This is a genomic window from Desulfonatronospira thiodismutans ASO3-1, from assembly GCF_000174435.1.
Classification (GTDB): Bacteria; Desulfobacterota; Desulfovibrionia; order Desulfovibrionales; family Desulfonatronovibrionaceae; genus Desulfonatronospira; species Desulfonatronospira thiodismutans.
This window is the reverse complement of the sequence record NZ_ACJN02000003.1, coordinates 284,589-303,676: the sequence shown is the minus strand read 5'-3', so window position 1 is coordinate 303,676 and position 19,088 is coordinate 284,589. Positions and strand designations below refer to the sequence as shown.

Genomic DNA, 19,088 nt, shown 5'->3' with positions numbered 1-19,088 from the left:
ACTATGAGCCAGGGATTAAATAGAACACTTCTTGTGTCATCCTGCATATTATGGATGTCTCAGGGACATTGAATGCTGTACATGTCCAGCCCGGGCAGGTTTGTGGCTGCCTGCTGTATTCCAGCTTTTGATTGCACTGCTGTCAGCGCGTGATCCCCGGTGACTCCGGACATAACCCTGTGAGGCTTAAACATTGATCCTTAGCCTGCTTTTTCTTACAGCCGGCCTGCTGGCCCTGGCCTGCGGGATTGTGGTTCTCGTGCGGCCCGGCGCGGTGAACAGGCTTAGTCTCCCCGTGCGTCAAGCGTTGCAGGCGGTCAATCCAAGCATCCGCCTGGAGCGCTATTATTACCGCCACCACAGGATCACCGGCCCCGTGACCGTCCTGGGGGGAGTTCTCTTGTGTTTTGCAGCCTGGCTTCTGTCCGGATCCGCTCCCGCAGAGAATTCCTTACTTGTTTTCTATCAGGCCCTGACCGTGGTTTTCTTTATTTTTGGAGCGGCCATAGCAGTCATCGGGGTCGTGGTGACCATAAGGCCCAGCGCGCTAAAGCCCCTGGAAAAAAAATCCAACCGTTTTATCAGTAAAGAGGATATAATAAACCTGCTTAAGCGCCTGCGCCAGGGCTACCTGAACCTGACGGCAAGGCACCCCAGGGTCTTTGGTCTTCTGGCTGCCCTGGGCGGGCTGCTGCTCATCTTTCTGGCCCTGCAGGGCATGTGATGGCCGGCTGCAGTGGAAAAGTATGCCCCTGGAGCTTGTTTGACACTTTGCGCTTGACGCGAAATGTCAAATAAAGGGTGCTAACACTTAACTGGGGGTTGACTGGGAAAATGAGATCAATAAAGCAAGGATATCAGTCAATTGCATATTTTTTTGCATACCTTCAACAACAAATGTTGTTTTTCATTCATGCATCGATAGGTGCAGAAACAGATCAGGGGCAGACCCCAAGCCCCAGAGGTCTTGACCCAACAGCCGTTCATTTTATTGAGAGGTGAATTATGGATGGAATAATCATCAGAGATAATGGCATTTGTGGTGGAGAACCTGTTTTCGTCGGAACCCGTGTTACCTTGCGCACCATACTTGCTTCACTGGCCGAGGGGGCTACAGTCGGAGATATCCTGTCTGATTTTCCATCTTTGACAGAGGAACATTTGTGGGCGGCCATCCGGTTCGCCGCAGCATCCGCTGAAGAAGATCTCCCGGTACAACAGGTTCCGACGTTTTTTCATGAAAATCAAGCTTGATGAAATATACCTTTGTCCGCCAAACGCGCCTTGGCGAATATATCCGGCGATATCCATGCTGTAATTGATGAAGGATTGGTCGGTGTGGACGACAAGACGCTTTGGAATATTTGCCAAAATGAGCAGCGTTTTTTGATCACGCAAGACCTGGATTTTTCCGGTACACGCAAATTTATTTAAGGCACTCATTATGGTATATTGCTTTTGCGCTTGAGAAACCCTGGTGCTAACGAGATCAAACGCTTGCTCATGGACTTGGTGAATACGCATCACATTGAACACTGGCATGGATGTTTGGTTGTCGCAACTCGGAATAAAGTGCGGATTTTCAAGCAATAATATGCTTGAATGGTGATTTTTGATTCGAGAGAGTTTTGCGGTAAATAATGTGTTATTTCAGAATGTTGAGTGTGGTGCAGGATGTTATCCAGGGTAAAAGTTGTCTGTAAGTTTACCCAGTGTAATTGACGCAGTCGCGAGCGTAGCGAATTACACCAGGGGGGTGAAAATGGGCTATTTTAGAGGGTTAAACTCAATAAAAACAAGCAGTTGCTGGTCTCAGAGACCTGGCCCAGTTCAAAAAAAGGTCACACCATTACAGTGTGACCTTTTTGCGGATGGGAAGAGTCTTTTGTTATTATTGTGCTGCTCTGTTTACGAGCTCAGTGAATTCTTCCATGGACTGGGTTCTGATCACCTTTCTGTTTAGCGCCCTTAAGTTCTCCTGAGATTGAATGGACTTGATCTTTTCGTGAAGTATATCGGGTAGAGGGCCGTATGCTTCAGTGGCGATATCTATAAGGGTTTCTTGGGTTGCTTTAAGCTCACTCTGCTTCTCCCATATAGGTTTTTCTTGTAAAAACCTCTGTTCTGTCCTCTCATCCCCTTCTCTTCTAAACATTTCAGCTATGGTTCCCATATATTCCTCCCCTTCGTCTATCTCGGTTTCGGCAATCTTTTGTATGTCAATATATTCCTTTTCGTCCCTGGTTACCTCCAGGTAGTGCAATATCATTTGCACAAAATCAAGCAAGCGCGCCTTGGGATCAACCTTCTTTATCAATTGAAAGGCTTTTTGGACCCCTTGCATGAATTCTGGAGACCTGGAGTACCGCCAGAGGGTAAAAAGAGCTTTTAAAGTTTCATCAAAATCGTAGTCTTCCGGGTCATCATTTACCGCATCATACAACAAAAAGTTAAAATCAGGAACGAAAATCTTGAAATCATCAGAGGGCAGGTCTACCAGGTCTGACACCTTGGTGGGCTTCCAGCCCTCCTCTGGATGAGCTATCAATATCGGGATAATAACCGGCAATCTGGTTTCACCGGTATTTTTCTGGTATTGCTCCCAGAACTCAAGAATATACCTCAGAAACTGCAGCGGGGTATTCTTCTTGAAGGTGCTTTTGTGCTCCAGGAGGAAAAATACCTTGGCTACATATGAACCGCATTTGGTCGGCACGCTGACAACCAGGTCGGAATAGTAACCCTGCAGGCTCTTGGGCAGATATGAGTCCTTCTCGTAATAAATCTTATTAAAATCAAGCTGCTTCACGATTTCTTCAGGAAGCATGGATTTTAATAAGCTGATGGCATTCAGCCGATCCGACAAAAAGTACTTGATGGTGCTGTCATGAATATTTGTCGTGCTCATACTGGTAGAATATTCCTTTTAAATCGGGTTGGCAAGCACTTTCACAAAGATCTCAACTTATGCAAAAGTTGATATTTTGAAAATTCAAATGTTCATATATTCATCCGCAGCTGATTATTCCGTTACTGACTGGCAGAAATCCGGTGACATCAATAGCCATCCACTGGATCACGTCAAGGTTTATGCCAGTACCGATACCAGGCAGGCCCAGGTACCTGTAAGATGCGCCTCGGGATACCAGTTCGGCTAAGGTCTGATTGAAATTTATGGCTGGTTTTTTGTTTGCATCACGGACATAGAAGCCTATTGCACCGCCGTGGGCAAGTTGAGTCAAAGACTGCAGAAGTGAACCCAGATTTATGTCCGGCTAAGCTTTATTCAAATCTGCAATTTTTACTGGACCTTTATTAAGTTTGTTTCAATCGCTTCATAGAGTACAAACCCTCCACACCGCCTACGGGCGTGAATTTGCGCCTGCCCGGTTAAACACGGCGAAGCCGTAGACCGGAGGTCTGTTTAACTGGGTGAATCCTTGGAGCCAAGAAGGTGCTTGACCTGGTCAAATATTTACCCCGTAAAATTTCTTCCCATTTTACTGGGGCCTCCTGGACAAAATCCTTGCCGCCGATAACTCCGGAATCGGTTTACCCGGTTAAACCCGGCTCCGCGTGACCCAGCACTCACTTTTCCATTTGTTTGTTTATGATGGAGCCGAAAATATTAAAGTGAGTGCTGGGTGTTTAACCGGGTAAAATACCGGCATCTGTACCTGAAGCGCTCTACTCGGGATATCTTATAGCCCTTTTTCCTGGCCTTTTCCACAATCTTTTTTTCAATAGTCTTGCCTTTGCCGGCGTCTACTGCTCCGGTCTCGTAAACAAACTGCCTGTATTTGCGGACAATCTCTTTGGGGTCCAGCTCGTTCCACTCCTTGAGCCCGAAATCAATATCCAGCAAGCCGCTTGTCCTGTGAAATTCTCGAAGTGACCCGCAAAGCGGGATTTCACTGGGATCTTTATTGCCGGCCTGGGTGCTTGCCCAGTTAAATCCTCGCACATAAAATGTGCATAATTTCGATTTGGGGAAATTTAAAAGTAGTGATGTGATGTACAGGAGGGGAGCTGATCTGTGCGAGGGCTGCTACGCAGCATTTAACCGGGTGAAGTAGCCAAGTGAACTCCAGCGGTAATCCTCGGGTTTCTTTACTATTCCAGCACGGATAGGGACGAGGAAGATAGGTGTCAGGAAACAGGAGACAGGGGAAGCAGAAGAGGGTCGATTGAAGTCGGGAGGAAGCAGAATGAAAAGAATATCTACTTGTTAAGTATAAAAGGTTGGGGATTGTTGATCATGCTGCCCAGCATATTGCCGATTTCTTTACACAGTGAGGTTAGTTCTGCATGTTGCTCATTTTTTATGTATTGACAATCTTTAGCAAAATCCAGAGATGTATCTGTCTCGTTGTTTTCACCATCGCAATCTGTAAGTTTGCTAATAAAGTGTGCTTCGTACCGTCTCTTGGCCCATGCCTCACGCAAATTCAAGCACACTGAACGTGAAGAACGTCTGATCTGACTTGTCAGAGCATACCTTTCTTCATCTGGAAACATTTTGCTGATCTCGAATATGTGCATCGCCAGTTTGTATGCCTTTTGATAAACGATTAATTCCTTGACTGACTGCACTCCCATCTTTCTGTCTCCTGTCCCCTGACTCCTGATTCCTTCTCAATGGGCAGTACGGGATATGACGTGATAGACGGTTTGGCGGTCATTACGGATAAAGCGGGCTATGCGGGGCATGGAGCACCTCCTTTAAGGCTGGTGGTTGAGCTTTAAGGCTGGTGGTTGAGCTGTTGGAAGAATGGACAGCATAAACTGAAATAAAACGCAAATAGTGACTGTCCCTTATGTTGCGAGTTCTCTTTCGTGCTCAGCCGCCGGGTCGAAGCCTATTGCAGCCCGGTTTTGAAAGCACAAAAAAAGGCCGGGGAGGCCCGGCCCTTTTGGGATAAAGGTTTATCTGGTTTGGGTTTAGCCCATGAGCTGCATGGCCATCTGGGGCAGGGTGTTAGCCTGGGCCAGCATGGCGGTTGCGCCCTGGGCACAGGTTAATTCTGTGCTGCACGATTTACGAGCTCAGAGAATTCTTCAAGGGATTGGGTTCTGATCACCTTTCTGTTCAGAGCCCTTAAGTTCTCCAGGGATTGAATGGATTTGATTTTTTCGTAGAGTGAGCCAGGTAAAGGGCCGTATACTTCTGTGGCGACATCTATAAGGTTTTCTTGAGAGTTCTCCACTTTGGCTTCCTTCTGCCACATAGGCTTTTCCTTTATTGCCTCGTGGTACCCTTCCTGTCTTAATACTTCTGCTGTGGTCTTCACGGTTTCTCCTCCTTTGGGAAGATGTTTGACCTTCTCTTCTGCCTCTTCGGGCGTTTCATCTGTGGCTATAAGCAAGTACTTGATCAAGATTGCAAAGATTTCATGAGCCTCTTTGGCATCCAAACCTTTAAACAACAGCTCTAAAGCTTCATATATCTGATCTCTCTTTTCCGGATAAAATATGTATTCAAGGACCAGGTGAAAAACCTCAAGGGTAATGGAGGTCTTGGCCTTCTTCTTATTGATTTCCGGGACTTCATGCAGGAGATGTTCAAACTTTGGAATATACTTCCTGTAATGCTTAGACGGCAGATTAAAGAGGTCAGAAAACTCCAGGCTATAATTCCACCTGGCTGTTCCGTGATAAAAGACCAGAGGAACTATGATCGGCAGGGTTCCGGTTTTCTTCTGGATAAAGCTCTGCCAGACCTCGTTCATGTATTTGAATAGCTGGATCTTGGTCCAGGCATCCAGATCACTCTTGTGCTCCACCAGAATATAGATCTCCGCAGGCTCCCCAGTATTGAGTTGCAGGGTGATCACAAGATCGGTCATGCTCTCCTTGAGATTGTCGCTGACATATGACCTGGAGGACACCTTGACAGTATCCAGGTTCATGTCCCTGGTTATCTCTTCCGGCAGATGATACCTTACGAAATCCCTTGCCACGGGCTCTCGTCCCAGTATCGCCCTGAAAGTATGATCATGGTATTTGCTTGTATCACTCATAAAGGGAGAATAAGGCATAGTCTTCAGGTAGGCAAGGAGAATTTTTAGGTGCCAGGGAAACCCTGGATCTGGCTCCATCAAGGCTAAGCGTCTCAGGCGTTCCAAGCTTTACCTGCTTCAGTTGCCCTGCAACATCTCTGTATCGCAGATAATACGTGGCCTTTCCGCTGGATCTTACCTCCAGGATAAAGCCGGATACCTGTGTGTCGAAATAATCTGTCTTGGGTTTATCGGTGGGTTTAGGTGGGTTGGTTACGAATTTCGGGGTCAAGTTTTGTCTCGGCATAATTAAACCTCCTTGTTATAGTGCTCTTACAAGCTTACAACCGAAGAAGGCTTAATTTTTGAATCCACACAAAGCCATATAGCGGCCTTGAAGGAAAAAAGATGAGGTAAGTTGGTCGGGAAAAAGGTTGGAAGCTCTATATGGGACTGTGAGGGCTATTCTTGAGGGTCTGCAGCGTTGGGTTGCGGTGAGGAAGTCGTAGGGGGCAGTAAGAAAGGGTTATGTTGTTGGCGTATCGGGTGAGGGGGAAATGAGACTCGTAGGGCACTATCCGCTTTATGGAATACGGATATTTTTGCGTTGCCTGCGGGAGGGGTTAACTGATCCGAGAGATTTTTAATATTAATTGATAATAATCTTGGATGGTTACGTATAGATCCGGGTGGCGCCGGAGGCAAAAGTTGTCTGTAAGTTTACCCAGTGTAATTGACGCAGTCACGAGCGTAGCGAATTACACCAGGGGGGTGAAAATGGGCTATTTTAGAGGGTTAAACTTAATAAAAACAAGCAGTTGCTGGTCTCAGAGACCTGGCCTCATCAACAGGTAGCGCAGGAAACCTCTGAGGACCGAGCGCTGGTTGATCCTGGTTTCAGGAGCAAAGTTCCTGTTTCTCTCAGCCAGAAAAGCATCCATATGTAAGACATCCAGATCTTTAAGCTCCATGCCCTGGTTTTGCAGGTAGTCATTAAGTGCGGATAGAGTCCCCTGGACCCGGTAAATCTGCTGTTTTCCTACTTGGCGGGTTTGGGTGTAGAATTGGAGATACTCTTCATAAAGCCTGGGCAGCTGGGCTCTTTGGAGCTTGCTCCTGCCTCTGCCTTCAGGCAAAGCACCCGGCGGCAAGCAGATTATGCCATTCTGGTGCAGGTAGCGCATGAATCCGCGCAGGACAAACCCGGCATACTTAACCTGGACATGGTCCTTAAATGCCTGCAAGGTATCCCGGGCAAAGGTACGCTCCCAGGGGATGCTATTTAGCACCACAAAGTCCAGCAGCCGGTTTAGAATTTGGCTGTGTTGGGCCATTGTCCATGGAGCATACCCGGCATTGTTCATCCATTCCAGGTAGTCCTGGATCTGCCTGTCCAGCATAACCTCTACCTGCCCAGCCTTTGTTCCATGTCCTGCAAAAACTCCACTGCCTCCCGGAAATTTAAGCCCTTGACCACCATGACCAGGTCAATGGGGTTGAAATTTCTTTCGCAACGAAAACACCTGGCCAGGTTGGTTCTGGGATTACAGGCGGTCAAAAACTCGGAGCAAAGCCGGGCACAGAAAGCGCAAGTATCCGTCCCTGACTTTGGAGGGCATATCCAGGATATGGACAATAACGTCATTGACCAAAACCTTGTTTCGCAACCGCTGCAGTTCCTCTCTGGAATATCTTTGGGCCATGATTTCCTCCTCGAGATAAGTGTCAGTGATTAAGATTTGACTTCCCTATCACCACCCCGGCAGTGGAGGCTATCGAGTCCTACCTTTGCAATCAGGACCAAATCATGCGCAACCCATTGATACTTCTGTGATTTTCACGATTTTCGCGTCCATCTTTGCAATCAGCAGATCCTGGACAGAAATCATGGCGTAAGTTCCTGATATGTCACTGTTTTCAGCTGATAACGCGTCCAGCTTTGCAATTTCGCTGGAAATGGATTCGATGGCCCTCCTGCGCCGGTTTCTATATCGCTGTTTTTCCCGGTTGCTTCGAGTATAGTCAGGGTTGTTTTCCCTGTAGTTATTCCAGTAGTCAGGGTTCCTGGCACTCCAGCGTTGGTCTGAAGCCCTTTTATTGAGCCTGTAGGCCTGGTCCACCTGCATTTTCTTTCTTTGCCACCGGCGCTTGCGCGCTCTCTGGCAATCAGGCTTGGAGCAATACTTCTGGTCGGGGTTACGTTTGGTAAGGGGAAAAAGACACCGGCTCACTGCAGCGTTTTTTGGACATACAACCTTCAGGAGCAGTTACTCCAAGAGGTTGTAGTTTTGGAAAGAAGAAAAATGAATGGAAAGAATTCATGCGGGGTCAAGAAAAAATCAGGGATCAGCGCTGAGTACTGGAGCCTGACCACTGAACATTCCGGGAACTACCTCAAGGGCGGGGTATGCGGGGTATATGTCTATACCTGGTGAGGCGGGGTGGATTAATTCTGTTGAGCCGAAACTTACCTTAGGGCATTCAATCAGGGCGGGGTATGCAGGGTATGTTAAAAAAAATACTAAAGACAGGCGGGGTATAGCGGGATACTGGCAACATAACTAAACTCGCAACATAATGTCCCTGTTGGCTTTTTTTGTGTTCAACCGGGTAAACACAATGTCCCATTGCTCACTCTCTTTTATTAAGCAGAGCGTAATAATGCTTCAAACTTGGCTATAACATCTTCGAGTATGCTCTCATCCACCGAAGCAGCAAACTTCAGCCCACGGGCGCGCCAATCCAGGTTTTTGACTTGGTCAGCCAAGGCAACACCTGAGATTGAAGTGTGGCCTTTGATCATGACCTCAAAAGGGTACCCTTTAATTTTGTTCGAGATAGGGCAAAATAATGCGAGTCCTGTTTTGCCGTTGTATGAAGCAGGGGAAAGCACCAGTGCAGGGCGATGACCTGCCTGTTCATGCCCGGTTTGGGGATTAAAGTTCAACCATACGATATGACCGCGATCAGGCACATACATTAAAGCATTTCCTGTCCAACAGGTTCGCCACTGCCTACTTCTTTATGGATATTATCCGGGGTGATTTCTGCCAAAAGTTCGGACAGTATATACTTTTTACGCTGGGGTCTGACTACAATTTCGTCATCTCTTAGCGAAATATCAACAGAGGTGTTTTCAAAAATTCCGCACTTTTCGGCGATTGGTTCAGGTACAATGAATGCCAATCTATTTCCCACCTTAATTGCCTTTGCCTCCATACCATACTCCTTTTATTAAACACTTTGAGTGTGTTAACTCAATTTCTCTCCATAACATATAACTATATAGAACATCCCGGATTATTTGGCAAGTAGCAATAAAGAGTTCACTTCTATCATCCATAGATCCACGGAATCTGCTCGGTTATATAGTAGTGTTGAAGGGGCAGGCAAGAGGAAATTAAAAGGCACTGGCTATGAAGCGCCCAACCTCTTCATAGAGTACAAACCCTCGACACCGCCAACCGGCGTAAATTTCCGCTCATCCTTGGAACCAAGCAAGTGCTTAACCTGGTCAAAGACTTCCTGCACAAAGTCCTTCCCGCCGATAACCCCGGAATCGGTAAAATACCGGCATCTGTATCTGAACCGGTCAGTCCTGGATATCTTGTAGCCTTTTTTCCTGGCTTTTTCCACAACCTTTTGATCAATGGTCTTGCCTTTGCCGGCGTCTACTGCTCCGGTCTCGTAAACAAACTGCCTGTACTTGCGGACAATCTCTTTGGGGTCCAGCTCGTTCCACTCCTTGAGGCCAAAATCAATGTCCAGCAGGCCGTCTTTATTGCCGGTCTGGGTATGGTAGCCAAGTGAGCTCCAGCGGTAATTCTCCGGTTTCTTCACAATACCTGCACGGATAGGGTTTAAATCCACATAGGCCAGCAAATTAACAAGAGTACTGCCTTCCTGGACAATCATACTCTTAAACCGGCCTCCCCAGAAAAATCCCTGTCGCCTGTGCTTCTTATTATAATACCGGGTAAAATTCTGCTTGATGTCCTTCACATAGGCCCCAAGGCTGCAAAGCCTCTTCTTGACCTCAGCCATCCGGTCAGTAGGCATCTCGACCTTGTCACCATAATAGTCCTGCCATCTCTTGATGATGTCTGAGTTGGAAATTTCATCCTCAGGGTGCATCCGGGCTACCAGGTGGAAATGATTCCCCATAACTGCGAAACCCAGCACGTCAACAAAGTAAAGCCTGCTCAGTCTTTTGATAAGCCCCAGCAGATAATCCTTGTCAGTATCCTTGATGGGCAGGCCGGGCAGGGCAGTACGTGATATGACATGGTAGACGGTTTGGCGGTCATTACGGATAAAACGGGCTATGCGGGGCATGAGATACCTCCTTTAAGGCTGGTGGTTGAGCTGTTGGAAGAATGGATAGCATAAGCTGAAATAAAACGCAAGAAGAGACTGTCCCCTTCTTCCCTTCTTCCCCTGGGGGGAGTTCTCTTGTGTTTTGCAGCCTGGCTTCTGTCCGGATCCGCTCCCGCAGAGAATTCCTTACTTGTTTTCTATCAGGCCCTGACCGTGGTTTTCTTTATTTTTGGAGCGGCCATAGCAGTCATCGGGGTCGTGGTGACCATAAGGCCCAGCGCGCTAAAGCCCCTGGAAAAAAAATCCAACCGTTTTATCAGTAAAGAGGATATAATAAACCTGCTTAAGCGCCTGCGCCAGGGCTACCTGAACCTGACGGCAAGGCACCCCAGGGTCTTTGGTCTTCTGGCTGCCCTGGGCGGGCTGCTGCTCATCTTTCTGGCCCTGCAGGGCATGTGAGGGGCGGCTGCAGGAGGAGGGTGTTGTCCTGCAGCCGACTGCACTATCACCAAAGGCCGAGGAGCACTGGAATAAAGGATAGGGAACTGTTTCCGCCTCCCTGTTTCACTGCATTGGACGTAGGGAAAGAAAGGGCTTGCATGCTTCCTGAGTCTGGTTTATAAAATATGAGAACAGGAGATGTGTAAGCGTCCATTTAACCCCATCTTTTTTTCTCCGCCTGATGTGCTAATGGTCTCCCAAATACCAAGGAGGGGCCGTTATGCAAACCAAGTCACAGAAGTACACGCCTGAGGAGCGGGCCGGATTCTGGTCCGCGCATATCAACAAGTGGAGGCAGGGCAGCCTGACCAAGGCCGAATACTGCCGCAGGGCAGAACTGTCCAAGCATGCCTTCTATTACTGGTGCAAAAAGCTTGGGCACACCTATTCCAGGAAAACCCAGGAGGAAAATGCCATCGTGCCGGTGCCCCTGAAGGTTGTCCAGGAGAAAACCCATACGCCTCTGCGCCTGATGGTCAATAGTTACCAAGTGGATATCCCGGGTGATTTCCAGCAGGAAGTACTGGCCAAGCTTGTCCGTACTCTGGAGGAGATCACGTGATCGCGGTAAGTCAGGCCAAGGTGTATCTGGTCACCGGACATACCGACATGCGCAAGGCCATAGACGGGTTGTCCATCATGGTCCAGGCTCAGCTGGAGCATGACCCCTTTTCCGGTCATCTGTTTGTCTTCTGCAACAGGCAGCGAACCATCATCAAGATCCTGTACTGGGACACAAACGGTTTTTGCCTGTGGCAAAAGCGCCTGGAGAAGCAAAGCTTCAAGTGGCCTGCATCAAAGCAGGAAGTTATGGAGCTTGATGCGAGGCAGCTTGTTTGGCTTTTAGACGGTCTGGACCCTGTGCAGGTCAGGGGGCACAAAGAGTTAAAATTTTCCACATTATTTTAGATTTTTTTGCAAAAAAAGCTTGCAATTCCAAATGGTTGTGTGTATATGAATACTCAGTTATGGACATCAACAACTTGCCAGATGATAAGGATGCGCTCAAAGATATCGTTGCTGACTACCACCAGCAACTTATCTACCTGCAGGAGAAACTGAACTTCCTGCAAAAAGCCATCTATGGGTCCAAATCCGATAAAAAACCCAAATGCGGCTCCAAAGAGACCTGGCCCATGATGCCTGGCCTTGTTGAGATGGAAACCGAGGTGGAAACGCCCCAGGAAAAAACCATCACCATACCTGAACATTCCCGTAAGAAACGTGGCCGCAAGCCCATCCCCAAGGATCTTCCCAGAAAGGATATAATCCATGACCTCTCTGGGGAGGAAAAGATATGCCCCTGCGGAGTCGAGCTAAGCCCGATAGGTCAGGAAGTAAGCGAAAAACTGGATTATATCCCTGCCAGGCTGATTGTTAATCGCTACATCCGTCTCAAATACGCCTGCAAAAACTGCGAGGGAGCCGAAGATGATCAGGGTGCAGTCAAAATAGCTCCCATGCCGGAACAGCTGATCCCCCAGGGCATAGTGACTCCAGGTCTTATGGCTCATATCATCACAGCCAAGTTTGTGGACGGCCTACCCTTTTATCGCCAGTGCAAGCAGCTTTTAAGGCTGGGCATTGATATCTCCCGTTCCACCATGGTCTCCTGGGCCATGCATGCGGCCAGGGTCTGCGAGCCTTTCCTGGATCTGTTCAAAAAGGAGATCATGCTCGGATTCCAGGTGGGCATAGACGAGACCCCGGTACAGGTACTTGATGAACCGGGCCGGTCCAACACTTCCAAGTCATATATGTGGGTTTTCCTTGGCGGCCATCCTGAAAATCCCACTGTCCTTTATGATTATCATCCCACGCGAAGCGGTCTGGCCCTGGATTTCCTCCAGGACTATCAAGGTTATATTCAAAGTGACGGCTATGCAGTCTACAACGACCTGGGCGACAAGCCGGGCATATTCCATGTAGGATGCCTGGCCCATGTCCGGCGCAAGTTTATGGATGTGGTCAAACTCTCCAAGAAACAAAAGCACAAGGGCGGAACCGCCCAGGAAATCCTGAACCTTATCGCCAAGCTATATATCCTGGAACAGTCCTTTGAAACCAGAAAGCTAAAGCCCGACCGGATACAGGAAGAACGTCAGGAAAAAAGTATACCCATACTAAACCAGATAAAAACTCTGCTGGACGAAAGAAGTAAAACCACCCCGGACAAAAGCAAACTGGGCACGGCCATAAATTATGCCCTGAACCAGTGGGACAGAGTGGTGCGCTATACACTGGATGGCCGGCTGCGGCCTGACAATAATCTGGTGGAAAACGCCATCAGACCCTTCGCCCTGGGACGCAAGAACTGGCTTTTTGCCGGACATCCCAATGGAGCCAAGGCAGGCGCTATGTACTTCTCCCTGGTGGAGACAGCCAAAAAGAACGGCCTGGAGCCTTACGCATACTTACGCCACCTGTTTGAAAACTTGCCCCTGGCCAAGACCGAGCAGGATCTGAAGGCCCTTATGCCTCAGTACATAGATCCGGAAGTCCTGCCTTCCCCCACTGCCTGCTGATCCCAACCATCATACCCCTGGCCTGCTGCATATCCAGTGGGCCAGGGAATACTACCAACGATACCCGCCCATGGATAGGTGTACCCGTTTGGACGCTTACGGAGATGTCCATGTCCACAGAGCCTTTTACTCAAGAACAGATCAGCTTTCTGAAGGAGCATATGTCCCAGTGGCTGGCGGAGCAGAGCCTGGGCAAGCCGCCCATGGTCTATGAAATCGAGCTGCGGGAGCGCATGGTCCGGGTGGAGGAGGAACTGAGAAATCAGAGGGAGCTGATTCAGTATATCATCGAACAGATGGACAAGCGCTTTGAACAGGTGGATAAGCGCTTTCAACAAGTGGATAAGCGCTTTGAGCAAGTGGATAAGCGCTTTGAAGAGATGCGCCAGGACATGAATGCGCGCTTTGAGCAGGTTGATAAGCGCTTTGAAGAAATGCGCCAGGACATGCATTTGCGTTTTGAACAGATGGACAGGCGCTTTGAAGATATGCGCCAGGACATGAATTCTCGTTTTGAACAAGTGGATAAGCGTTTTGAACAGGCTGACCAGCGCTTTCTGGCCCTTACCAAGCGCATGGACCGCCTGCTGATCTGGTCCTTCGGGACTACCGTAACCGTGGGCGGACTGATCGTTGCCATCCTGAAACTTACCTGATTGAACACTGTCCAACCGGGTATGCCTCTATGGCGTCTGTACCGGCCAAGGACAGGTGTCACTTTTCCCAAAAATGATGCAAGAGAGGATAAGGGGCTGACCCCAGTGTCACCTTATGTCATGCTCCCGCCAAGGAAGTAAGTAGTAATAGCCTGTACGATAAGAAGAAAGCTCATACCTCTGGCCCTTCAGGGCATGAGATGGGCGGTTTCCGTTTTCAAAAGAAAGTATGGCCTTTAAGCTTGTTTTACACTTTGCGCTTGACGCGAAGTGTAAAATGAAGGGTATTGGTTTTACACTTCCGGCAAAGCGCATAATGTCAATAGTCATACTGTCCAGAACGCGCGGTATTTGCGTTACCCTGCCGTTTGCGGGGCCGGCAAGCTGCTGATTAAATCAGACTATCAAGGGTGATTATCTTAATTGAAGGGATATCTGGCAGCCTGAGATCGTTCGAGAGAAAGTAGTCTGCTCCCGTTTCAATGGCTGCACAAATTTGTAATGCATCTGGAGTTCTAATATTATGTTTTGCTCTTAGGCCTGCAGCACGCTCTGAGATAGAATGAGAAATTTCAACGGTTATCATTTTTGAATGCAGCAGGATATCCTTATATTCAGATGCCAGAGAATAATTACCTGCACGCATGGGATAAACCAGAACTTCAAGCAAGGTAATGGTCGAAGTTGAAACTAAAAAAGATCCCTTTTCCATTTCTGCAAAAAATGGTTCCAATACAGAAAGATAGGGAGGCTTTTCTTCAATAAAGTAAATTAGAGGTGCGGTATCAATTCCGACGGTAGTGCCAGAGAGTTTTTTTATTCTCTCCATGATGCTCTTTCTTCAGCTATATAGTTATCTACATCTATTTTTTTCCATAAATCTTTCCCCATTCCCTTAAGTTCCATGATGCTCCTGGCTTTAGATGAAGAAGCAGCCTTGTTTCTTACTAATGATGCTGTTTGTTCTAATAAGAGGAGTTGTTCAGAAAGAGGCAGGGCCTGGATGTCAGATAAAACCTGCTCATATCTTCGTGTTTCCATTTTGCTCACCTTTAACTGCTCATAGTTTAAAGACGTCAGTTCAATTAAGATTAAGGCAGATGGCCGATTTTGGCAATAAGGATTTGATTAGACGTTTGCCGATTAAGTGTTGATGCACTTATCAGTTCGTATAGTCTTGCCGGTCTGGGCATGGCGAATTTTCTGGGATGAGGTCTGGTGTTGGTGGAAAAATGTTTAGCCGATACAAAAAGGATTGTAAATCTTATTTTGTCTGCCCATTGGCTATTCATTAGAGAGTCAATTTCAATAAAATCAGATATTTGCTGGCCTCAAAGTCTACAACTACATCAACATCACTTGCAGAATTTTCCTGCCCTTTAGCCAGGGAGCCAAATACACCTATCCTGAGAATGCCGAACTCATCACCGGATTTTTCACGGTATTTTTTGATAGTGTTGAAAATATTATTGCGATTCATAGATAACACAACTTAAAGAGGGTTGAGGCATTCAATCCAGAGGGTCATCAAGATTATGAATGGTGATGGACTTCATTTTTGTATCTCCTTGTGTACCATAATGTGGATTGATGGTTCACAATAAATTTTACCCAACCTTGAGTCAAGCCTGGAGTGAGAAAACCATATTCACAGCATAATGTCCCATACGTGTTTTTTGACAACTTGATCAGAATTATAGTCTGTTGTAGCTGCAGATGGATCAAATCCAGTAATGCCGGATTAGCACGGGTTCTGTCCCTGGCTTCGCTGTAAAAAAGTTGACCTCAGGATTCACCCAACCTTTTCATGGAATAAACCCCCTCCACACCGCCTACGGGCGTGAATTTGCGCTTGTCCTTGGAGCCCAGCAGGTGCTTGACCTGGTCAAATACCTCCTGAACAAAGTCTTTCCCGCCGATAACTCCGGAATCGGTAAAATACCTGCATCTGTACCTGAAGCGCTCTACTCGGGATACTTTGTAGCCCTTTTTGCGGGCTTTTTCTACTATTTTTTGATCAATGGTCTTGCCCTTTCCAGCATCCACAGCCCCGGTTTCGTAAACAAACTGTCTGTATTTGCGGACAATCTCTTGGGGGTCAAACTCGTTCCATTCCTTGAAACCAAAATCAATGGATAAGAAACCGTCTTTGTTCCCAGTTTGAACATGGTACCCTAGAGAACTCCAGCGGTAATCCTCCGGCTTTTTGACTATACCAGCCCGAATGGGATTCAGGTCTATGTAGGCCAGCATGTTCACAAGGGTGCTTCCTTCCTGAACAATCATGGACTTGAATCGCTCACCCCAGAAAAAGCCCCGCCTGTTATGCCTCTTATTGTAATACCGGGAAAAGGTCTGCTTAATCTCCCGGACGAACTCAGAAAGATCAGTCCATTTCTTGCTGAATTTTTCTATCTCCTGGTCTCCGAAATGAACATCCTCGCCATAGCGTTTGACAAACCTTTCCTGGACCTCCTGCCTGGTAGCGTAGTCCCTTGGATAAATCTTTACAGCCAGATGCCAGTGGTTGCCCATAATACAAAATCCAAGGACATCTACAAAATAAATGCTGCTGAAATACTTGATAATCTCCAGAAGGCGGTTCTTTTCGATATCGCCCAAAGGCAAGCCAGACAGGGCTGTTCTAGATATCACGTGATAGACCGTGGGCCTGTGAGGCAGGGTAAATCTGGCGTTTCTTGGCATGGTGAACCTCCATGGGGTGAGGGTTGATGTCTATGGAAAAAGAGGTAGCCGAAATGAGGATGAAAGTCCAGTATTTTTCGTCTGTCCCTGTTGGTTTTCTTTGCCACTTACATCTGCAAGCGGCCCATTGAGGACCTGACCTCCGGGTTTCGTGCGGTAAAGGCCGACATCGCCCGCAGGTTCGTTTCCATGCTGCCCAACACCTTTTCCTACCCCACCACCCTTACCATGGCCGTAATCCGTGGAGGGTACAGCCTGACCTACGTGCCTATCAAGACCGCCCGCCGGGAGGGCAAAAGCAAGATAAAGCTTTTTCGGGACGGTTCCAGGTTTTTTCTGATAATAATCAAAATAGCCACCCTGTTCTCCCCTATGCGCATATTTCTGCCCGTCAGCGCCCTCATGTTTTTCACCGGCCTTGGCTGGGGCCTGTTCAAGATAATCGTCATGGACGCCCGCTATGGACCTACATCCGCAATGCTCATGACCATGGCCGTGGTGGTGTTCATGGTGGGCCTGGTTTCAGAACAGATCGCCCAGCTCATGTATGACCGTAATGAGACCCGGGAGTGAGGGTGTTTTCTTCGTTCCTCGTTCTTCGTTCCTCGTTCTTCGTTAAAACCAAGAACCAAGAACGACGAACCAGGAACACCTTTTCGTTTAGCCCAGTTCAAGAGCAATGGCCAGTGCCTGATCAAGTTTATTCATCTGCGTAGGGCTCAGCGATCCGATAAAATCGCTGAGCATGCGTTTAGGAATACTGACCAGTTCATCACAATGGATGCTGCTCTCATGCTTCAGGCCATTTTCTATTCCTACGGGAACTTGTGTGGAAAGCCCATGGCAAGCGGAATAAACAGGAGCGCAAATGGCAGTGGAAAAACGCGAGTCCAGGAGCACCTGACGGCTGACAACAACAAACACCCGGAAGGCTTTAGGGTCATTGCCAGGGGCTTTATAAACCCGGTAAAGCTGGCCGCGTTTCATAAATCAACCTGATAAGACAGAACATCTATGGCTTCAGAATTCAGGGTATCTGCCTGCTTGTTAATAATCTCCAGGTCACTTTGATCCCGGTCCAGTTTTTCCCGGGCCGCAATTAAATCCCGGACTGCTTTTTCGATCAGAGTAGACCTGTTGCCATAGGACTCTGATAAGGAGTCAATTTTTTCAACAATATCTTTGGATAAAGTGATGGATGTCTTGACTTTCATACCAACCTCCAGGGTATTAAAGTAGGATATATACTACTTTTCTATGCTGACTATTGCAGGATGTCAATGGCAGGGGACTGGATAAAGGTTCTTCGTTAACAAAGAACCAGGAACCGCAGCGCAGCCGCCGAACCGCCGGAGACCGATGACTCATTGATCACTTGCTGGTCTCAGAGACCTGGCCCTAACCTTATGTTGCGATGCTTAATTGCCCAAAACATACCAAGCATGAAATGGGGAAGGTATTTTTCCCAATACTCAAGAAGTTGTAGTTTTGGAAAGAAGAAAAATGAATGGAAAGAATTCATGCGGGGTCAAGAAAAAATCAGGGATCAGTGCTGAGTACTGGAGCCTGATCACTGAACATTCCGGGAACTACCTCAAGGGCGGGGTATGCGGGATATATGTCTATACCGGGTGAGGCGGGGTGGATCCATTCTGTTGAGCCGAAACTTCCTTTAGAGCATTTAATCAGGGCGGGGCATGCAGGGTGCGTTAAAAAAATACTAAAGGCAGGCGGGGTATAGCGGGATACTGGCAACATAACTTCACCCAGTTGAACAGACCGAAGGGCTACGGCACAGCCGTCCAGTTAAATGGAAGAAGATTTAACCGGATAAATGTTCAACCGGGTAAACTCGCAACATAATGTCCCCATATTCTCTGTAACTTTTCCGGCCCTCATGCAAGCACTGATGGTCTCTATAGCCCGCGATTGCCTGGACTTGGCCCGGGTGTCATTGGCATAGACCACAATGTTGGAATCTATGAAACACCTTTTCATGGCCCGTCTTCCCCCCGGCCATGAGCATCTTCGCGGTCGAAAACATATCCTTTCGGACTTGTTCCGCCGCACTCTCTGGCCAGCCGCTCAAACTCCCGGGCATTGGACTCCTTGTCTCCCATTGCAGCTGTATGTTCCAGATATTCCCGGATCAACTGATTGAGGCTTGTTCCCCGCTGGGCAGCGTACTCCCTTGCCTTCTGGATAAGCTCTTTGTCCGCGGATAAAGTAATATTCATTGCCACCTCCCTGACACTGACGATCCTTATGTGTTATAAGTGTGAGAATAATTAATCCTTCAGCTCCATGTCAAGGATCAATCATGTCAGTGACTTACTCCTGAAACCCTGTCATAAAAAACAAGAACCACGCGAACCACGCTAAGA

31 protein-coding genes and 2 pseudogenes are annotated in these 19,088 nt (G+C 47.8%); 12 read left to right on the top strand and 21 right to left on the bottom strand.

From position 1 onward, the window contains the following. Positions 1-193: 193 nt before the first annotated feature. The 3 genes from DTHIO_RS13255 to DTHIO_RS22995 all read left to right on the top strand — a co-directional run bounded on the left by DTHIO_RS13255 (position 194) and on the right by DTHIO_RS22995 (position 1,434). Entirely contained in the window at positions 194-724 is a 531-nt protein-coding gene (locus tag DTHIO_RS13255) for a hypothetical protein (RefSeq protein WP_008870777.1), read from the top strand. 281 nt (positions 725-1,005) lie between these two features. Then, positions 1,006-1,254, top strand: a complete 249-nt coding sequence (locus tag DTHIO_RS23000) for a DUF433 domain-containing protein (protein WP_008870776.1) — start codon at positions 1,006-1,008, stop codon at positions 1,252-1,254. Between the two features lie 12 nt (positions 1,255-1,266). Continuing rightward, on the top strand, positions 1,267-1,434 hold the full coding sequence (locus tag DTHIO_RS22995; protein ID WP_153305075.1) for a DUF5615 family PIN-like protein: 168 nt from the start codon (positions 1,267-1,269) through the stop codon (positions 1,432-1,434). 457 nt (positions 1,435-1,891) lie between these two features. Here DTHIO_RS22995 and DTHIO_RS13245 read toward each other — a convergent pair whose 3' ends face one another. After that, positions 1,892-2,908: an Rpn family recombination-promoting nuclease/putative transposase gene (locus tag DTHIO_RS13245; RefSeq protein WP_008870775.1), complete on the bottom strand. Its 1,017-nt coding sequence runs from the start codon at positions 2,906-2,908 to the stop codon at positions 1,892-1,894. A gap of 88 nt (positions 2,909-2,996) precedes the next feature. Between DTHIO_RS13245 and DTHIO_RS22115 the strand changes: the two genes are divergently transcribed. Beyond that, the gene (locus DTHIO_RS22115) at positions 2,997-3,158 is read left to right on the top strand and encodes a hypothetical protein (RefSeq protein ID WP_153305074.1); all 162 of its coding nucleotides are present in this window, start codon (positions 2,997-2,999) and stop codon (positions 3,156-3,158) included. A gap of 157 nt (positions 3,159-3,315) precedes the next feature. Here the strand turns inward: DTHIO_RS22115 and DTHIO_RS22485 are convergent. From DTHIO_RS22485 to DTHIO_RS13210, 9 genes and pseudogenes are all read right to left on the bottom strand, one after another. Then, a pseudogene (locus DTHIO_RS22485) lies at positions 3,316-3,552 on the bottom strand (hypothetical protein); the annotation flags it as partial. Between the two features lie 103 nt (positions 3,553-3,655). Then, a pseudogene (locus DTHIO_RS13235) lies at positions 3,656-3,955 on the bottom strand (hypothetical protein); the annotation flags it as partial. A 266-nt stretch (positions 3,956-4,221) separates the two neighbouring features. Further along, positions 4,222-4,599 carry a four helix bundle protein gene (locus DTHIO_RS13230; RefSeq protein ID WP_008870773.1) on the bottom strand — a complete coding sequence of 126 codons (378 nt, stop codon included), beginning with the start codon at positions 4,597-4,599 and terminating at the stop codon, positions 4,222-4,224. A 419-nt stretch (positions 4,600-5,018) separates the two neighbouring features. After that, positions 5,019-6,020, bottom strand: a complete 1,002-nt coding sequence (locus DTHIO_RS13225) for an Rpn family recombination-promoting nuclease/putative transposase (protein WP_008870772.1) — start codon at positions 6,018-6,020, stop codon at positions 5,019-5,021. After that, positions 6,013-6,306: an Arm DNA-binding domain-containing protein gene (locus DTHIO_RS20590; RefSeq protein ID WP_008870771.1), complete on the bottom strand. Its 294-nt coding sequence runs from the start codon at positions 6,304-6,306 to the stop codon at positions 6,013-6,015. The genes DTHIO_RS13225 and DTHIO_RS20590 overlap by 8 nt, the downstream gene beginning before the upstream one ends. 520 nt (positions 6,307-6,826) lie before the next feature. Continuing rightward, positions 6,827-7,399 carry a site-specific integrase gene (locus tag DTHIO_RS13220; protein WP_008870770.1) on the bottom strand — a complete coding sequence of 191 codons (573 nt, stop codon included), beginning with the start codon at positions 7,397-7,399 and terminating at the stop codon, positions 6,827-6,829. Between the two features lie 5 nt (positions 7,400-7,404). After that, a complete protein-coding gene (locus tag DTHIO_RS22110) occupies positions 7,405-7,557 on the bottom strand; it encodes a hypothetical protein (protein ID WP_208596420.1) in 153 nt (50 codons plus the stop codon). Continuing rightward, positions 7,544-7,702 carry a hypothetical protein gene (locus tag DTHIO_RS22105; RefSeq protein ID WP_208596419.1) on the bottom strand — a complete coding sequence of 53 codons (159 nt, stop codon included), beginning with the start codon at positions 7,700-7,702 and terminating at the stop codon, positions 7,544-7,546. Before DTHIO_RS22105 ends, DTHIO_RS22110 begins: the two co-directional genes overlap by 14 nt. 102 nt (positions 7,703-7,804) lie before the next feature. Further along, on the bottom strand, positions 7,805-8,230 hold the full coding sequence (locus DTHIO_RS13210) for a hypothetical protein (RefSeq protein WP_040418625.1): 426 nt from the start codon (positions 8,228-8,230) through the stop codon (positions 7,805-7,807). 72 nt (positions 8,231-8,302) lie between these two features. On the opposite strand from DTHIO_RS13210, the gene DTHIO_RS22735 reads away from it, so the two are divergent. Beyond that, complete coding sequence (locus tag DTHIO_RS22735; RefSeq protein WP_008870769.1) at positions 8,303-8,434, top strand: hypothetical protein; 132 nt, start codon at positions 8,303-8,305, stop codon at positions 8,432-8,434. Positions 8,435-8,643: 209 nt separating this feature from the next. Here DTHIO_RS22735 and mazF read toward each other — a convergent pair whose 3' ends face one another. From mazF to DTHIO_RS19945, 3 genes are all read right to left on the bottom strand, one after another. Continuing rightward, positions 8,644-8,979 carry an endoribonuclease MazF gene (mazF, locus tag DTHIO_RS13205; protein ID WP_008870768.1) on the bottom strand — a complete coding sequence of 112 codons (336 nt, stop codon included), beginning with the start codon at positions 8,977-8,979 and terminating at the stop codon, positions 8,644-8,646. Continuing rightward, positions 8,979-9,218, bottom strand: a complete 240-nt coding sequence (locus DTHIO_RS13200) for an AbrB/MazE/SpoVT family DNA-binding domain-containing protein (protein WP_008870767.1) — start codon at positions 9,216-9,218, stop codon at positions 8,979-8,981. Before DTHIO_RS13200 ends, mazF begins: the two co-directional genes overlap by 1 nt. A 195-nt stretch (positions 9,219-9,413) precedes the next feature. Then, positions 9,414-10,334 carry a transposase gene (locus DTHIO_RS19945; RefSeq protein ID WP_008870766.1) on the bottom strand — a complete coding sequence of 307 codons (921 nt, stop codon included), beginning with the start codon at positions 10,332-10,334 and terminating at the stop codon, positions 9,414-9,416. Between the two features lie 117 nt (positions 10,335-10,451). On the opposite strand from DTHIO_RS19945, the gene DTHIO_RS13190 reads away from it, so the two are divergent. The 5 genes from DTHIO_RS13190 (at position 10,452) to DTHIO_RS13170 (ending at position 13,998) form a co-directional block, all read left to right on the top strand. Then, positions 10,452-10,775: a hypothetical protein gene (locus DTHIO_RS13190; protein ID WP_008870765.1), complete on the top strand. Its 324-nt coding sequence runs from the start codon at positions 10,452-10,454 to the stop codon at positions 10,773-10,775. Between the two features lie 262 nt (positions 10,776-11,037). Then, positions 11,038-11,379 carry an IS66 family insertion sequence element accessory protein TnpA gene (tnpA, locus tag DTHIO_RS13185; protein WP_008870764.1) on the top strand — a complete coding sequence of 114 codons (342 nt, stop codon included), beginning with the start codon at positions 11,038-11,040 and terminating at the stop codon, positions 11,377-11,379. Next, the gene (tnpB, locus tag DTHIO_RS13180; protein ID WP_008868369.1) at positions 11,376-11,726 is read left to right on the top strand and encodes an IS66 family insertion sequence element accessory protein TnpB; all 351 of its coding nucleotides are present in this window, start codon (positions 11,376-11,378) and stop codon (positions 11,724-11,726) included. The genes tnpA and tnpB overlap by 4 nt, the downstream gene beginning before the upstream one ends. A gap of 59 nt (positions 11,727-11,785) precedes the next feature. After that, positions 11,786-13,342, top strand: a complete 1,557-nt coding sequence (tnpC, locus tag DTHIO_RS13175; protein WP_008868370.1) for an IS66 family transposase — start codon at positions 11,786-11,788, stop codon at positions 13,340-13,342. A gap of 110 nt (positions 13,343-13,452) precedes the next feature. Beyond that, positions 13,453-13,998, top strand: coding sequence for a hypothetical protein (locus DTHIO_RS13170; RefSeq protein ID WP_008870763.1), 546 nt, complete (start codon positions 13,453-13,455; stop codon positions 13,996-13,998). A 391-nt stretch (positions 13,999-14,389) separates the two neighbouring features. On the opposite strand, the gene DTHIO_RS13165 is transcribed toward DTHIO_RS13170, so the two are convergent. The 4 genes from DTHIO_RS13165 to DTHIO_RS13150 all read right to left on the bottom strand — a co-directional run bounded on the left by DTHIO_RS13165 (position 14,390) and on the right by DTHIO_RS13150 (position 16,704). After that, the gene (locus DTHIO_RS13165; RefSeq protein ID WP_008870762.1) at positions 14,390-14,827 is read right to left on the bottom strand and encodes a type II toxin-antitoxin system VapC family toxin; all 438 of its coding nucleotides are present in this window, start codon (positions 14,825-14,827) and stop codon (positions 14,390-14,392) included. Next, positions 14,815-15,039, bottom strand: a complete 225-nt coding sequence (locus tag DTHIO_RS13160; RefSeq protein ID WP_008870743.1) for a hypothetical protein — start codon at positions 15,037-15,039, stop codon at positions 14,815-14,817. Before DTHIO_RS13160 ends, DTHIO_RS13165 begins: the two co-directional genes overlap by 13 nt. A 250-nt stretch (positions 15,040-15,289) precedes the next feature. Continuing rightward, positions 15,290-15,478, bottom strand: coding sequence for a nucleotidyltransferase family protein (locus tag DTHIO_RS13155; protein ID WP_008870761.1), 189 nt, complete (start codon positions 15,476-15,478; stop codon positions 15,290-15,292). Between the two features lie 305 nt (positions 15,479-15,783). Further along, positions 15,784-16,704, bottom strand: coding sequence for a transposase (locus DTHIO_RS13150; protein WP_008870745.1), 921 nt, complete (start codon positions 16,702-16,704; stop codon positions 15,784-15,786). Between the two features lie 90 nt (positions 16,705-16,794). Between DTHIO_RS13150 and DTHIO_RS13145 the strand changes: the two genes are divergently transcribed. Next, a complete protein-coding gene (locus DTHIO_RS13145) occupies positions 16,795-17,277 on the top strand; it encodes a glycosyltransferase family protein (protein WP_208596418.1) in 483 nt (160 codons plus the stop codon). Between the two features lie 87 nt (positions 17,278-17,364). Here the strand turns inward: DTHIO_RS13145 and DTHIO_RS13140 are convergent, their stop codons facing one another. After that, positions 17,365-17,691 carry a type II toxin-antitoxin system PemK/MazF family toxin gene (locus DTHIO_RS13140; RefSeq protein WP_008870760.1) on the bottom strand — a complete coding sequence of 109 codons (327 nt, stop codon included), beginning with the start codon at positions 17,689-17,691 and terminating at the stop codon, positions 17,365-17,367. Further along, complete coding sequence (locus DTHIO_RS13135) at positions 17,688-17,918, bottom strand: ribbon-helix-helix domain-containing protein (protein ID WP_008870759.1); 231 nt, start codon at positions 17,916-17,918, stop codon at positions 17,688-17,690. Before DTHIO_RS13135 ends, DTHIO_RS13140 begins: the two co-directional genes overlap by 4 nt. A gap of 289 nt (positions 17,919-18,207) precedes the next feature. Here DTHIO_RS13135 and DTHIO_RS22730 point away from each other — a divergent pair, with 289 nt between their 5' ends. Continuing rightward, positions 18,208-18,339: a hypothetical protein gene (locus DTHIO_RS22730; RefSeq protein WP_008870758.1), complete on the top strand. Its 132-nt coding sequence runs from the start codon at positions 18,208-18,210 to the stop codon at positions 18,337-18,339. Positions 18,340-18,510: 171 nt separating this feature from the next. Here DTHIO_RS22730 and DTHIO_RS13130 read toward each other — a convergent pair whose 3' ends face one another. Continuing rightward, positions 18,511-18,702 (bottom strand): PIN domain-containing protein, encoded by a 192-nt coding sequence (locus tag DTHIO_RS13130; protein WP_008870757.1) that lies wholly within the window; start codon positions 18,700-18,702, stop codon positions 18,511-18,513. After that, entirely contained in the window at positions 18,699-18,941 is a 243-nt protein-coding gene (locus DTHIO_RS13125) for a DUF6364 family protein (protein ID WP_008870756.1), read from the bottom strand. Before DTHIO_RS13125 ends, DTHIO_RS13130 begins: the two co-directional genes overlap by 4 nt. Positions 18,942-19,088: the final 147 nt, after the last annotated feature.